A 15090-nucleotide genomic window follows, 5' to 3' on the forward strand; every position below is an offset into this window, starting at 1 on the left:
ATTGTCACCCCGACTTGTTGTGGGGTGATATTTTTTAGAAAAACTACCTAATTTTCTGTATTTTAATTTTAGTTAGCTGGTTTTTTCTTTTCTTAATAATCTCAAATCTATAGCCATAAAAATTGAAGGCCTTTCCAACTGAAGGTATGGTTTCCGCCTTATTAATAACAATCCCTGCAATCGTATTCGCTTCATCAACTGGGAGTTTCAAATCAAGCTCGCGATTCAAATCTCTAATTGGCATAATACCATCAACTATGTAAGATCCATCAGGTGTTTCCTCAATTTTGCCGAATTTTTTATCGTGTTCATCTTCAATATTTCCAACGATTTCCTCTAAAATATCTTCTAAAGTTATATGGCCAAGTAGCGTTCCATATTCATCAACTACAAGAGCAAAATGGCTCTTTTTCTGGCGGAAAGCTATTAGCTGTTCTTTTAGCGATGTTGAATCAGGGATAAACCAAGCCGGAATTAAAGTTGATTTTACATCAAGCTGGGTAATATCCCCATTAGCTTGCTCATGCAGGGCTTTCATAAAGCTTTTATTATGTATAATGCCGATGATATTATCAGCATCATTTTCATAAACTGGAATTCTAGTAAACTGGCTTTCAGTAACAAATTTTAAGATTTCCTGATTTGAAAGATTTATATCAATTGCCTCAATATATTTGCGGTGCTTCATTATTTCTGAAACGGTGATATGCTCTAAATCAAGCAATCCACCAAGCATATCCCTATCTTCCTTGATTACATCGCCTTGGCTGTGATGAAGCTCAACTGCACCTCTTATAGCATCAAGCCCTCTTACAATTTGCGACATTGAATGAGATTTTACGCCGATTAATTTCATTAAAATGCTAACTGCCCTCTCAATAAAGACAGAAATTGGTGATAAAATTTTTGTTAGAAAATAAATTATTGGGGAAACTGCAAGTGCTACTTTTTCCGCGTTCATAAGAGCATAAGTTTTTGGCAAAACTTCTGAAAAAATTATAATAGCAAGCGTAAGTAAGATTGTTACAATAATTACTGCATTACTTTCAGTATCTTCCCCTACTAATTGTATTGTGAAGGCAGCTGCAAAGGCTGAGGCACAGCTATTTGCAAAATTATTTCCAAGAAGAATTGTGCTAATTAACCTATCTTTCTTAGAAAGTAGTTTTTCTAGCAATTTTGCACGGCTACTCCCTTCAATTTTTAGAGTATGAATTTTTGCTTTACTCGCTGCTGTAATTCCTGTTTCGGAAATTGAAAAAAAAGCCGACAAAGCTAATAAAGCAAATAAAATTAGAAAACTTACTAAAATCATAAATAAAAATTTCTTAAAATAAAAAAGGGCATCAAAAGATGCCCTTTTAATATATCTATTTTCTAAAAATTAGAAAGTTTTAACTAGAGAATTTCTAACGTAAGAAACCGCAACTATTGCTAAAACGCCAACATAGAAGAAGCAAGGTTCAAATGAGTGAAATTCAAAACCGCTATCCATAAGGTGAGATGCAATTCCAAATGTTGCAAAGCTTGCAATATATTTTTTATATTCAGAAAACTTACCAGAAAATACCGCGAGTAAAACCGCTGCAATAGTTAGAATCATTGGTAAATAGTGAATTGTGTGCCAGAAAATAGAATGTTGCATAAATCTCCAAAAATTAAATGTTATTGAATTTATATAATTAGTAATAAAAAATAATCAAGCAGTTATGTTATAACTTAACCCTTATTTATAAATTATTATTACACATGAATTGTTCTGCCTAGAACTGCAAGGGCTGCTTCTTTAACTGCCTCATTGAGATCTGGGTGAGAATGGCAAGTGCGAGCAATATCTTCAGATGAAGCACCATACTCCATCGCAGTTACTGCCTCAGCAATTATAGTTCCAGCTTGCGGGCCAATAATATGAACCCCAAGAACTTTATCAGTTTTCTTGCAAGCAAGAATTTTAACAAAACCCTCAACATCGCCAACGGCTTTAGCGCGAGAGTTCGCAGAAAATGGGAATTTTCCTTTATTATATTCAATACCCTGCTGTTGCAATTTTTCTTCAGTTGCACCAACTGAAGCAACCTCAGGGTGAGTATAAATTACTGAAGGGATTAAATCATAATTAACGTGTCCGTGTTGCCCTGCAATAATTTCAACGGCTGCAACTGCATCTTCCTCAGCTTTGTGAGCAAGCATAGGCCCCGGAATAACATCACCCACCGCATAAACGCCTTTTTGATTGGTTTGGAAGTGAGAATCAACTATAATTCTGCCCTTTTCATCAACATTTACGCCAGCTTCTTTAAGGCCAAGATTTTTTGTATTAGGTTTTCTGCCAACTGCAACTAGCACTATATCAGAGTTAATTTTTTCAGCATTTCCGCCATTTGCTGACTCAACAGAGAGTGTAACGCCTTTTTTATCTTTAGTTGCGCCAGTAACTTTTGTTGAAGTTCTGAATTTTATACCCTGTTTTTCTAGAATTTTTCTGAACGCTTTACGAACTTCTCCATCTTGTCCGGGGATAATTTCATCAAGGTATTCAACCACTTCAACTTCAGCGCCGAGCCTACGCCATACAGAGCCCATCTCTAAGCCAATAACACCGCCCCCAATAACGATTAGTTTATTAGGAACTGACTTCAAAGATAACGCCCCAGTTGATGAAACAATTTGCTGTTCATCAATATCAACATTAGGGATTTCAACAACCTCAGAGCCAGTTGCGATAAGAATATTTTTCGCCCTTAATGATTCAGGCTCACCTTCATCTTTTTTAACTGCAACAACGCCATTGCCCATTATTACGCCGTGTCCAATGAATCTGGTGATTTTATTTTTCTTGAAAAGATAATCAATGCCTTGTGTAAGGCTTACAACAACATCATCTTTTCGTTTTATCATAGCTTGCAAATCAAGTTTTACATCTTTTGCAACTATGCCGTGCTCAGCAAGGTGATGTTTAGTTTTTTCATAAATTTCAGAGGAATGAAGCAATGCTTTTGATGGAATACAACCAACATTAAGGCAAGTTCCACCTAGCGTTTTGCGTTTTTCAATGCAGGCAACTTTCATACCAAGCTGTGCAGCCCTTATTGCCCCAACATAACCAGCTGGGCCACCACCAATTACAATTAAATCAAATGCTTCTGCGTTCATAAATGAATAATTTTAGATTTAATAATAGAACGCTTTATAAGAAAATTTTATTTTATGGCAAGTTATAGTTATTCAGCTTTTTTGTAAAAGCAAAATGGAAATGAAATAAGAAAGAAGAATATTAAGTTTATAGTTGCATAGGCGGAAACTTGAGGTGCAGAATATGAAATTATAAAATCTATATTTTCATTGCCTGCAAATGCATCAAATATAATCGTAAAACTAATTATAAATGAAGAAAGGCAGGAGGCCGAAACAATACGCATCGCACTTAAATAAGTTGAAAGTGATAATATAATCAGAAAAGCTAGTAAATAAGGAAGCAACAATATAGTAGATGTAGTAAAAAAAGATGGTTTTTTAACAATTTCTTTGAACATAATTTGAGTAAAACTGGCGACTTTACCATAAATTATAGCGACACCAGATGATACAAATTCGTAAGATTTTATAAAAACTCTCTTAGCTTCGCTATGGCTGTTTAAGAATGCAACATTATTTGTTGAAGTGCCATAATCTCTGACTTTTGAGTAATCATATTCAAAAAAAGTTTTATTGACAGTGTAAAGCACTAGGCAGGCACAAAACCAAAAGACAAAAATAGCTAAAAAAGCCTGTTTTTTAATGAATTTTGAGTCTATGCCGTTGTTATACATTTTGAAATATATTTTTTCTTATTATAAACCAAAAAATTATCTTTGAAAATAAAATCTATATTCTCTCTAGGTGAAAATAATTTCTGTGTGATGGTTTTATATCATTTCTTGGGCACACTAAAAAGGGCTTTTGAGGGTTAAAAAAATCCTCTAACAAATTGTTTAAGTTTGCTATTATCATTTCATAAATAGGCAAATTATATTCTTTTCTTACTGGATATTCGCTAGATTTAGAGAGTTTGTAATAATAAATTTTATCTAAATTTATTTCTTCTGTTGGGCTTTCTTTTTGGAAATCAAAACCATTATTTTTTAGAACAACAGCTTCTATCAAAATTTGTGGCTTTTTATGGTTTTTAAAGTCTTTTCCGTTTGGAATATTGCCAGTTTTATAATCAGCTATTGAATAATTATTTTCCTCTAAAATTTCAATTCTATCAGCTTTGCATTTTATTAAAACTTCAAAATTACCGATGTTTATTGTGGTTTTACCGCTATTTTCATTGATTATTTTTTCAATACAAACACAAATATTTCTCTCAATTTTAACAATTTCTTTAGCCATTATTGATGTTTTTAGCAGCCAAGTTTCATTCGCAAGATTTTTTGCTAAAAAATCATTATAAATTTTCGCTATGATATTGTTAAAATTTTCTAAGGTAATTTTTTCAATTTCTAGTTGATGAAAATTAGAAAATTCCTCCATTATTTTATGTATAAAATTTCCATATTCTTTAGCATCTGATTCTCTCTCAAGTTCATCAAGTTGTTTTAATTTTAAGATTTTTTTTGCATAAAATTCGTAAGGATTTGCGATTAAAGTCTCAAACTCAGTTGCGGAAATTACTCTTGGGCGATATGAAATATCTGGCTTAGGATATGGCTTGTTTTGTGTTTTAGGAGATTTTTCCAAATGAATGTTTTCAAATTCATTCAGTAAATTTTTATAATATTTATCTGAAAAATTTATATTATTAGCTTCAGCGAAGGCTTTGATTCTTGTTACTAGAGGGGATTCCGTGTTAAGCTCCCCATTTTCTTTTTGGCTGAAGCTTAAAAAAACTTTTTTAGAGTGCAGTAAATTTGCAAAATCGTGATTAGCAAGTGAGGCAAAAAAATCAGAATTTGGAAGTGCTGCATCAGATTTCATTTTATCTGTAAGCCATACTGAAAACCTTTCTCTAGGCCAGCTTCCCTGAGTTAAACCGCCTAAAATATAACAATCATAATTGGTTAAGCGGGCCTCAATAGGGCTTAAAATTGCTATTTTTGAAGTAACGCCATATTTGGCACGGATTTTTATTCCAGAGAAAAAACTTTCCGCTAGATTGCTTAAAAAATCCAACTCAGCGAGTGGAAAATCAAGGCTGGATTTCTTGATAAATTCAATAATCTCATAGGATTCTATAAAGTTTTCCTCACCAAAAATCATTTCATTTTGAGAGAATTTTTTTATTAAAGTTTCTAAATCCGCAAAAATTTCATCGATTTTATAATTAAATTTATCTCTGTATTTTTCAATTATTTCAAAAGCCTCAAAGAAAATAATTTTTGCTTCTTCCTCTAAAAAATTTCTTAAATCAAAAATATTTTTTATATTGCTTTTACGAGATGCTTCCTCAATTTGACTGATTAAAAAATCTTTTTTTGATTTTGAAATTTCTTGCAAAGATAAATCATTTTTAAGAAGTGAAAGAAATGAAATTATATTTTTTTTAGAAATTAAATTAAGGGTTGAAATTAGAAAATTCCCTTCATTACTATCAAGAAAATTTTTGCCCGCTGAATCATCAATATTTATATTCCATTTTTTTAGATATAAACTTACGAATCGTGCTAAATTTCTATTGTTAGTAACTAGTGCTGAGCTTTTATTCTGAGACAGGTTTTCTAGTAAAATTATAGCGAGAATTTTTGCTTCTTCCGATAAATTTTCAGCCTCAATAATTTTTACAAAATTTTCGGCATTTTCAATTTTATTATTTTCTGAAAAAATTTTATTAATAATAGCTGATTTGTCATTTTTATTTGAGCCTAAAATTTCTATCTCAGCTGCAGAAACATTAAGCTGTTCTAGGTTTTTATAAACTAAGAATTGATGGTGCGTTTTATTATCAGAGTTTTCATTGAAATTAAAATCCAAATCAATGAAGGGCAAGAAGTAATATCCATTTTTTAGTGTGAGAGTTTTTTTTATTAATTCTCTTGTGTTGCTTAAAGTTCCTAAAGTTCCTGCGATAATAATTTTATCATCTGTTTTTATATTTTTTGTAAAATTATCTAATATTTGGTTTCTTTTATCAATAGCCGTTGTGAAGCCCTTATTTTCTAAAATTTTTGGATATTCATCTCTGATAAAATTTACAAAATTAACACTGATTTGCTTGTGTTTTGAGAGTTCTGCAAAGTAGTCTTCAACTAAATTATCATTTATCGATTTATATCTTTTTAGATCATCAAGAATCTCAAGGAGTGATTCCGCTAATTTTAACGCTTGATGCATTGAAATATTTCTTGCGTTATTAAGCCCACCTGCTCCAAACTCCCTAGATTTTCTGATTATATCAGTTAAAATTAAAATTTCTTGATGTCTTGAAATTACTCTTAATTTTTTTGCTTTTTGGTTGATTAAATTCTCAATATTTTCAGAATTATTAAGTGTTTCAAGGCTTGTTTCAAGCTCGTCAATATCGCCAATAGCCTGTATTTTAGGCAGTATTATTGATTTATTGCCTGATTGCTTAACAAATTCATTTTTTAAAATTGCGACTGAACGCCTTGATGGTAAGAAAATCCTTGTTTTTGCCAGATTATTAACTCCAAATATTTCAAGTGCTTTGCTCGCCAAAATCTCGCAATAATTATCTTGCGGATTTATCGCAAAAATATTTCTTTTATGCACTTTATTAACGCTCATTTTGATTTTTTAGTTTTTATTATTTTAGTCTAAACTAAAATAATTCAAAACAAATTAAATATTTTATGAGAAGAAAAGCCCATGAAATTGATTATGAGATAAAAGGTGCAGATTTGCAGTATGTTGAGGTTATTCTTGACCCTAAAGAGGTTGTGATTGCTGAACCCGGAACGCTTATGTATATGCAGGAAGGTATTCAGTTTGATACTAAACTTGGTGATGGCAGTGAGAAACATTCTGGTGTTATTGGCACATTAGTGGGGCTTGGAAAGCGTGCATTTTCTGATGAAAATTTATTCGTAACTTTTTATACAAATAATTCTAATTCTAGAAAATCTGTGGCTTTTGCAGGGGCTTATCCGGGAAGAATTTCAGCTATTGATTTGCAGGAAATTGGTGGAAAGTTACTCTGTCAAAGGGGCAGTTTTCTGTGCGGTGCGAAGGGTGTTGCAGTTGAATTTGGTTTCAGTAAAAAAATTGGTTTCGGATTATTTGGCGGTGAAGGTTTTGTTCTGCAAAAACTTTCTGGTGATGGAATGGTTTTTATCCACGCAGCAGGTGGCGTTGAAGAAAAAACTCTCGCAAAAGATGAGCTTATTTATATTGATACTGGCTCTTTGGTTGGTTTTTCCGCTGATATGGATTTTGATATAAAACTAATCAAGGGTTTCAAAAATATTTTTTTTGGCGGTGAGGATTTATTTTTAACCAGCATCAAAGGCCCCGGAAAAGTCTGGATTCAATCCACACCTTTTACAAGATTTGTTGGAAATATCGTTAAAAATGTTATGGATTCAACTGCCCCAAAGGGTAGATAGTAAGTTTGTTTTAACCAATTTCTCTTGAGGATGGGTTATTATTTAATCCTTTGTGTGTTAACCAATCTGATGAGAGTGTTATACCATCAAGATTTAATTTATTATTTAATGAAAGAATTTGTTTTTCTTGACAGTCACAACTCTTAAATTGTTGAATTCTCATTTTAATATTACTCTTGATATAATTCTTATCGGTGCTTTCTAAAAAATCTTTTATATATTTCTGTTCTGGTGTCATTTTATCTTCTTCTATATTTTTAATTTTATCTTCAAGAAATTTTTTAGGGTCTCCATTATTTTTTTTGGGGTCCAGAGCATCTTTAAATATTATTTCTAAAAGTTTAAAATCTAATTGCTCTATATTTTGTAAGGAATTTTGGTGTTGAGTTTGTCTTAACATAGAATTTAAGCGGTTTTCATTCTCTAGTAGAACCACTATTTTTTGTATTGCATAAATTTTTTCTTTCAAAAGTATTGCAAACGCAAGCATCTTCTAATGCTTCGTTAAGTGTCTTTAAATAATTATTACCATTTTTATTAGATAGATTTATCAAGCTAATGAGAGGATCTTGTTGCCTTAGCTCATTTATTAGACTTTTGTCATTTTCTTTACTTTCTATAAAATCCCAAATTGCAGAAGATAATTCTGGCGTCATCTTAAATTCTTTATTAACCGATTCACTAGCGCCAAGATATTTTAATAATGCTTCAATATCCTTAAATTCCTTATTATCAATTTTTATTCCTTGTGTATTTATGCGATCTTCAAATTCTGGCGATATTATTATTATGGAACCAGTTTGTAAATTTTGTTTTAATGCTCCTAGATTAGTTTTTACATTCCCATCACTTTCAATTAATTCACTTTCTAAATTTATTACTGGCATACTATCAGTAGATTTTTCTAAAAATTGTGTAACTAAATTTTGATATTTCTTTGCTTGATTTTCTGAAATGTTCACTAGGTTTTCTGTTTGATTATCCGTAAGCCATTTTGTATCAATTCTATAAACATAGGCTGGTGCATCGCTTTCAGAGTTTCTATCATTATTCATTTTATCTAAAAAATTTTTAACCTCACATTTTAGTTTATCTAAAATAGGGTCATTAGATTCTTCAAAGAATTTGGAAAATTGGCTTTTGATAATTTCTAGTTCATTTGTCATAACTTTTACTTATAGATTAATTAAAAACTATAATTATTATACAAATAAATTATTAACAAAAGGTTAACAAAACTATAAAATTTTAATTAAATTTTATATATCTCAACTTAGGGTATATCTGGATTTACTGCTTTTAACCCTAAGTTAATAAGCATCTTTTGGGGAGTATTTTTCTGATGGTTTTTTATCGGTATTTAGTAATTCTTGCATCTGCCTAGCTTTAGGGGATTTATATTCAAACCCACAATTATTTTTAAGATAAGTTCTGCCTTTGCTTAAATTTTCAACTAATTCAAGCATTCTTGGCCTTAAAGATTCACCATATTCTTTTAGTTTTTTTTGGTCTGGATTTTGTTTAGCTGCCTCAATAATTTTGCTAGTAATATCAGAAAATTGGTTGCTATAAATATCAAGCTCTTTAACCCTTCTATTGATTTCATCTTGGTTGCAGACAATTTTTTGATCTTTTGATAAGATTTTTTCATCTTTCACAAATTGAGCATTTGCTGAAATGCTAAAAAAAGCTATCGCAATTAATAAAATGTAATTATGCATTTGTTTATATGTTTCTATTTACATTTCATTATAACAAAAAAAAATAAAACTCTAAGTTAATTTATGAAAAAATTTGCGATAATTACAGGTGGTGCAATTAGGGTTGGTAAGGCAATTAGTATTAGGCTTGCGGAAGAAGGTTATAATATAATTTTACTCTATAAAAATTCCGCTGAGGAAGCTAAAAACACTGCAAAAATAATTGAAGGGCAGGGTAGGGAATGTATTTTGGTTAAATGCGATTTATCTGAAATTAAAAATTTAGACTCTCTTAATAAAATTTTTTCTGATTATAAAAACATAAATTTATTGGTGAATAATTCCTCTATTTTTGAGAAGTTCTCATTCGCTGAAACTGATGAGGAAAATTTTGATAAACATTTTGCAATTAACTTCAAAGCTCCATTTTTTTTGACGCAAAAATATTATAATTACTGCAAAAATAATAATCAAAATGGGCATGTTATCAATATTCTGGATAGCTACATAAAAACCAACTCTAACGCCTATTTCGCATATCTTTTAAGTAAAAAATCTCTTGCGAATTTTACTGAAATGGTTGCTAAAGAAATTGGCGATTTTGTAAGGGTTAATGCGGTTTCTATTGGGCTTCTTCTGCCCTCAAAATTTTGGGATATCAATAAGATAAATGAAAAGGCTAAAACTTTGCCACTTAAAAGAAAACCAGAAATTGAAGATGTTTTAGAGGCGATTTTATATCTTGATAAAGCCAAAAATATAACTGGTGCTAATATTTTTGTAGATAGTGGCCAACATTTAATGTAATAAGGCAAAAAACTACTAATTCCGATGTTATTAAAAATAAAAGATTTAACTGCAAAAACTACAATCGGCGTTTATGATAATGAAAAATTGCGTCAGCAGAGACTGGTTGTAAATATTGAAATGGATTATGACGAGGGAAATTCTTGCAACTCTGATAATATTAATGATACGATGAATTACCACCCGATTTGCGATGAAATAACCGCTTTGCTCGAAAATGGTGATAACCATTTAATTGAATTTGTTTGTGAGAAAATCGGTAAAATCTGCCTTTCTTATCAACAGGTTAGAAGTGCAAAAGTTGAAGTGGATAAGCCTGAAGTTCCGCTTAAATCAGTTCGCAGTATTTCTGTTACAAAACAATTTTTTCGCGAATAAATTTAACCAACCACTTTCATTCCCGCGAAGGCGGGAATCTTGCTATAGATACCCGCTTTCGCGGGTATGAAGTCAAGGTGGTTTGGCTTGATGTTTTTTCACGAATAATTAAACTTTAGTAACTAAGGCTTTATAGCCTTGAAGATATTTGAAAAAAGACTATTTGAATAGTAACAAAATGTAAAACTAAATGGCAAAAAATCAGAAAAATAAAACTCAGAAAATTTCTAGGCCTTCTAAAGATGAGGCAATGGAAGCGGTAAAAACTCTTCTTCGCTGGGCAGGTGATAACCCTAATCGCGAGGGTTTAATTGATACGCCAAAAAGGGTTGTTGATGCTTATGAGGAATGGTTTTCTGGCTATCAGGAAGATCCTGAAGAAATTTTATCCCGCACTTTTGAGGAAGTTGAAGGCTATGATGAAATGGTTTTGCTTAAGAATATGAGGTTAGAATCTCATTGTGAGCATCATATCGCACCAATTTTAGGTGTTGCACATATTGCTTATATTCCTAATAAAAAAGTGGTTGGGATTAGCAAAATCGCTAGGCTTTTAGATTGTTATGCAAAACGCTTGCAAACTCAAGAAACTCTAACGGCACAAATCGCAGATTCTATTCAAAAAGCTCTTAACCCTAAGGGAGTTGCGGTTGTAATTGATGCAAAACACCAATGTATGACAACTCGTGGCGTGCATAAAACTGAAACAAGCACCGTTACAAGCCAAGTGCGTGGGTTGTTCAAAACTAACGACAAAACTAGATCAGAATTCCTCAGTTTGATTAAGATGTAGATTTTACTAAATCTAAAATTAAGCTATTAAAACACAAATCTAAACCCCGCAATAAATGCGGGGTGACATTCAGAAGGTAAAGTAAGTTAGAACAAACTAACCAGCTACTTTCTTTTCTTGCTTGGTGTTAGCCTCTAAATTTTCATTTCCAGCTTTTGATTTAGCGTTGAAGATTGCGGCTTCAAGGGCGGTTTGCGTGCAAATACCAAGTAAAACTGGGTCTCTTGGTTTAAGGTTTGCCATATTCCAGTGAGTTCTATTTCGGATATCTTCAATGGTTTTTTTAGTAGTTCCAATAAGTTTTGAAATCTGCATATCAGTAAGTTCTGGGTGGGTTTTAACCAACCAAGCGATTGCATCTGGCTTATCTTGTCTTCTTGCAACTGGAGTATATTTGCTCTTTTTGCGTTTCTTTTCAACGCTGATATAATCTTTATAATCGCTTACAAACTCAACTTTCGCATCAGGGTTTTTCTCAGCGATTGCAATAGATTCACGGCTTGTGATGCCTTTGAGAACTGGATCCATACCAATAACTCCATTTGCAACATCACCATCTGCGATGCCCTGCACTTCAAGTGGGTGCAAACCACAAAAATCAGCGATCTGATCAAAGGTAAGTTGCGTGTTTTCAATCAACCAAACGGCGGTTGCTTTAGGCATTAAAGGCTGCATATTTTTTAGGTATTAGAGGTTTGGGGCTAGGGCTTAGAAAGCCTAACCATATTTTTGCTATTTGTATAACTATATTATTATTTACAAGTCAAGGTTAAATTGCTTGACAGGGTGAAAAATATAATTAAGAAAGCTAGGCATTCTTTGCCTGCTTGCAGGATACTTAATTGAGCATTCTATATAAATATTTAGAACTAAGCCTTGATGAAGTAAGAAGGTTATTAACCCAAAAAGATTATTAAAATGTCAAAAAGATTATCAGCAAAATATAAAATTTCTCGTCGTTTAGGCGTAAATTTATGGGGTAGAGAAAAAGACCCTTATGAGAGAAGAAACTTCGTTCCGGGTCAACACGGGCCAGTTATTGGAAAAAGAATGAGTTCTGACTTCGGTAAGCAGCTTAACGCAAAACAACAATTGAAAGGCTATTACGGAAATATCGGTGAAAAACAATTTAGAAAAATCTTTAAAGAAGCTCTTAGACAAAAAGGTGATACGGGTGAAAACTTCATAGCGCTTCTTGAAAGAAGGCTTGATGCTGTTATTTATAGAATGAATTTTGTTCCAACTGTTTTCGCTGCTCGCCAGTTTGTAAATCATAAGCATATTTTAGTTAACGGCAAATGTGTTAATATTCCAAGTTATCAAGTTAAAGCTGGTGATGTTATTGAAGTTAAAGAATCTTCAAAAAACATTCCAATTGTAGTTGAAGCGACTGAAACTCCTGAGAGAAATATCCCTGAATATCTTGAAGTTGATTTGAAAGCTAAAAAAGGAACTTTCTTAAGAAATCCAGCTTCTCACGAAGTGCCTTACCCTGTTAAGATGGAAGTTAACCTCGTAACAGAATTCTTCTCAAGGTAATGTTAAATTTACATTATGTTTTTACATTAAGGCCCTGTTTTATCAGGGCTTTTTTCTTTGCGATTTGAGCTTATACTATGCCTAATTTAGAATTTGAAAATAATTACAGCGGAATTATCGCCGGGGTTGATGAAGCGGGCAGGGGGCCTTTAGCTGGGCCTGTGGTGGCTTGTGCGTTAATCCTAAATAGATCACAAATTCCAGAGGGGTTAGATGATTCCAAAAAGCTCTCCAAAAAAAGGCGAGATTATTTATTTAACCATCTGATTGATAATCATAATTTTGGTTTAGGTATAATTCAAGAATCAGTTATTGATCAAGTAAATATTTTGCAGGCAACAATTCTTGCTATGAAGCAAGCAATCTCAAACCTCAGAGAATCCCCGAATATTGTTTTGGTTGATGGAAATAAAGGGTTTGATTATCCAAATGCAAATATTGTTCCAATAGTAAAAGGTGATTCAAAATCGCTCTCAATTGCAGGGGCTTCAATAATTGCGAAGGTTACTCGTGATAAAATTATGGAAGATTTAGATATAGAATTTCCGCAATATAATTGGCTAAAAAACGCAGGTTACGGAACTAAAGAACATCTGGACGCAATAGAAAAATATGGCATCTGCAAATATCACCGCACTAGCTTTGAACCAATAAAATCAAAATTATTAAACTCTAAATAAAAGCATCGCCATTAAAAATTCTACCCTTAATATTAATTTTTGATTTTTGAAGATTTTGAATTTGTTCTAATTCTCTTTGTTCAATTTCACCAATTTGGCTCATTATTTCAGATTCATGATTTCTATAATTTATTCTTTCATGATCCTGAAGTTTCTGGCTGTGATTAAATTTATTAATTTTATCTTTTTGATTATCCAAAGAAATTTTTTGCTGAGAAATTACTGAATTTTGCTGAAATATCTTTATTTGCTCTTTTAGGGTTTGCCTTGTTTTAGAGAGTTTTTGTCTTTCAAATTCTACTAATTTTTTTTCCTCATCACTAAGTGAATTAAAATCAAAGTTTTTCCAATAACCGCGATTTATAACTTCAACTAGTCGTAACGCCCATTTTTCCTCAATTTCAGGCTCTTTCACATCTTGATCGTTGAATGTTTTGCCTTTTCTTTCTCTCCTGCGATTATCCTTTTTTCTGCTATTAATATTTTCCAAAATAGAAGGGTCAACAATTTCGCTCATATCTTCAATCAGTCCAAGATTTTTAAGTGCAAAAGCAAGGCCATAACTGCTTAAAACGAATATCGTATTATTACTTCTTCTGCGTAAATCTTGGATTTTTTTTCTAGCACCAACATCTTCAGAAATTACAAGCGTTACAAGGCCTTTGTTGGTTTCACGACGCTTAGAAAGTAAGAAATTTTCAATAGCTTCCTCACCTTTATCAAGCCTAAAAATTGTAAATTCATCATCGTTTTTTAGGCTGTTTGAAGTAATTACGCTGGTGTAAATTGCCTGTAAAATAAAAGGAGTTGATTCTGGTAAAGCCTTCATAGTTTTTTGAAAGGTTCTTGATAATTTAAGCCTTTCGGCCTGTTTGAAATCTTCAACAATAAGTCTATCATCAAGGCCTCTAATTCTATCCTGAAATTCAATGGTTTGATAGACTCTCTGCAATTCTTTTTGATAAAATTTATAGGCTGTTTCAAGCTGAAGCCTAATTAATCTATAATCATCTCTAACTCTTTCATAAGTAAGCGATGAAAGTCTTTCTGGATAATATTTTTCAGTAAATTTTTGTAATTCATTAAAAACTTTTTCTTTCAAATTATTTTCGTCAATAATTTTGAAGGCACGCATCATAAAATAGAATTTATAGGCCTGAGAAATATCAGTTTCTACGAAATATATTTTATCTTTATTGCGTCTATAAAATTCGTGGAAGGCGCCATTTTTGTCAAAGTTTGAAAGTTCAGTTTCAAGGAAATCTATAAAAATTTTTCTTTTTGTTTCTATGCCAACTTGAAGTGGGATAAGGAAGTAGCTACCATCAAATATAGGGCCTCTGCGGGTTTCATGGGTGAGAAGTTCAAGCCCCCTAAGAACATTCTTCCCTGAGCTACAACTATCAAAGATAATCTCTAAAAAACTACGCTTTTTGTAAGTACTCATCAATAGAGCCTGTTTCAGATTAATTTAGGTAATCAACCTAGAATTAAAAACTAATTTGGGTTAAATACCTAAATTAACTCTGAACAAAGCTTCTATACAGTCTGTATAATACCACAAAAAACCTCTATTTGGAAGGGGTTTTGGCAAGATTTGTTATAAATAAAATTAAATATTGAAAGAATGTGGTTTTTTCGTTGCTAAT

Annotated in this window: 16 protein-coding genes; 6 read left to right on the forward strand and 10 right to left on the reverse strand. The window is 32.0% G+C overall.

The genetic code is table 11. The features are described 5' to 3' along the window. Positions 1 to 43: 43 nt before the first annotated feature. From SFT90_02545 to SFT90_02565, 5 genes are all read right to left on the reverse strand, one after another. Positions 44 to 1315 (reverse strand): CNNM domain-containing protein, encoded by a 1272-nt coding sequence (locus tag SFT90_02545; protein MDX1949363.1) that lies wholly within the window; start codon positions 1313 to 1315, stop codon positions 44 to 46. 69 nt (positions 1316 to 1384) lie between these two features. After that, a complete protein-coding gene (locus tag SFT90_02550; GenBank protein MDX1949364.1) occupies positions 1385 to 1645 on the reverse strand; it encodes a hypothetical protein in 261 nt (86 codons plus the stop codon). Between the two features lie 98 nt (positions 1646 to 1743). Continuing rightward, the gene (gene lpdA / locus SFT90_02555) at positions 1744 to 3153 is read right to left on the reverse strand and encodes a dihydrolipoyl dehydrogenase (GenBank protein MDX1949365.1); all 1410 of its coding nucleotides are present in this window, start codon (positions 3151 to 3153) and stop codon (positions 1744 to 1746) included. 68 nt (positions 3154 to 3221) lie between these two features. Then, positions 3222 to 3809 (reverse strand): hypothetical protein, encoded by a 588-nt coding sequence (locus SFT90_02560; GenBank protein ID MDX1949366.1) that lies wholly within the window; start codon positions 3807 to 3809, stop codon positions 3222 to 3224. 55 nt (positions 3810 to 3864) lie between these two features. Beyond that, a complete protein-coding gene (locus SFT90_02565) occupies positions 3865 to 6726 on the reverse strand; it encodes a PD-(D/E)XK nuclease family protein (GenBank protein ID MDX1949367.1) in 2862 nt (953 codons plus the stop codon). A gap of 65 nt (positions 6727 to 6791) precedes the next feature. Between SFT90_02565 and SFT90_02570 the strand changes: the two genes are divergently transcribed. Further along, positions 6792 to 7544, forward strand: a complete 753-nt coding sequence (locus SFT90_02570) for a TIGR00266 family protein (protein MDX1949368.1) — start codon at positions 6792 to 6794, stop codon at positions 7542 to 7544. Positions 7545 to 7554: 10 nt separating this feature from the next. Here the strand turns inward: SFT90_02570 and SFT90_02575 are convergent, their stop codons facing one another. The 3 genes from SFT90_02575 to SFT90_02585 all read right to left on the reverse strand — a co-directional run bounded on the left by SFT90_02575 (position 7555) and on the right by SFT90_02585 (position 9265). Beyond that, positions 7555 to 8013 (reverse strand): hypothetical protein, encoded by a 459-nt coding sequence (locus tag SFT90_02575; protein ID MDX1949369.1) that lies wholly within the window; start codon positions 8011 to 8013, stop codon positions 7555 to 7557. After that, positions 7961 to 8710, reverse strand: a complete 750-nt coding sequence (locus SFT90_02580; GenBank protein MDX1949370.1) for a hypothetical protein — start codon at positions 8708 to 8710, stop codon at positions 7961 to 7963. Before SFT90_02580 ends, SFT90_02575 begins: the two co-directional genes overlap by 53 nt. 144 nt (positions 8711 to 8854) lie before the next feature. After that, positions 8855 to 9265: a hypothetical protein gene (locus tag SFT90_02585; GenBank protein MDX1949371.1), complete on the reverse strand. Its 411-nt coding sequence runs from the start codon at positions 9263 to 9265 to the stop codon at positions 8855 to 8857. 63 nt (positions 9266 to 9328) lie between these two features. Between SFT90_02585 and SFT90_02590 the strand changes: the two genes are divergently transcribed. The 3 genes from SFT90_02590 (at position 9329) to folE (ending at position 11222) form a co-directional block, all read left to right on the forward strand. After that, the gene (locus SFT90_02590; protein MDX1949372.1) at positions 9329 to 10051 is read left to right on the forward strand and encodes an SDR family oxidoreductase; all 723 of its coding nucleotides are present in this window, start codon (positions 9329 to 9331) and stop codon (positions 10049 to 10051) included. 24 nt (positions 10052 to 10075) lie between these two features. Beyond that, on the forward strand, positions 10076 to 10429 hold the full coding sequence (gene folB, locus SFT90_02595) for a dihydroneopterin aldolase (GenBank protein ID MDX1949373.1): 354 nt from the start codon (positions 10076 to 10078) through the stop codon (positions 10427 to 10429). Between the two features lie 190 nt (positions 10430 to 10619). After that, positions 10620 to 11222 carry a GTP cyclohydrolase I FolE gene (gene folE / locus SFT90_02600; GenBank protein ID MDX1949374.1) on the forward strand — a complete coding sequence of 201 codons (603 nt, stop codon included), beginning with the start codon at positions 10620 to 10622 and terminating at the stop codon, positions 11220 to 11222. 96 nt (positions 11223 to 11318) lie between these two features. Here the strand turns inward: folE and SFT90_02605 are convergent, their stop codons facing one another. Continuing rightward, complete coding sequence (locus tag SFT90_02605) at positions 11319 to 11885, reverse strand: cell cycle transcriptional regulator TrcR (protein ID MDX1949375.1); 567 nt, start codon at positions 11883 to 11885, stop codon at positions 11319 to 11321. Between the two features lie 255 nt (positions 11886 to 12140). On the opposite strand from SFT90_02605, the gene rpsD reads away from it, so the two are divergent. Beyond that, positions 12141 to 12761 carry a 30S ribosomal protein S4 gene (gene rpsD, locus SFT90_02610; protein ID MDX1949376.1) on the forward strand — a complete coding sequence of 207 codons (621 nt, stop codon included), beginning with the start codon at positions 12141 to 12143 and terminating at the stop codon, positions 12759 to 12761. A 77-nt stretch (positions 12762 to 12838) separates the two neighbouring features. Beyond that, the gene (locus SFT90_02615) at positions 12839 to 13441 is read left to right on the forward strand and encodes a ribonuclease HII (GenBank protein MDX1949377.1); all 603 of its coding nucleotides are present in this window, start codon (positions 12839 to 12841) and stop codon (positions 13439 to 13441) included. Here SFT90_02615 and SFT90_02620 read toward each other — a convergent pair. Continuing rightward, the gene (locus SFT90_02620) at positions 13434 to 14888 is read right to left on the reverse strand and encodes a hypothetical protein (protein ID MDX1949378.1); all 1455 of its coding nucleotides are present in this window, start codon (positions 14886 to 14888) and stop codon (positions 13434 to 13436) included. The two genes, SFT90_02615 and SFT90_02620, sit on opposite strands and share 8 nt — an antisense overlap. Positions 14889 to 15090 lie beyond the last annotated feature (202 nt).

Source organism: Rickettsiales bacterium (assembly GCA_033762595.1).
Classification (GTDB): Bacteria; Pseudomonadota; Alphaproteobacteria; order Rickettsiales; family UBA8987; genus JANPLD01.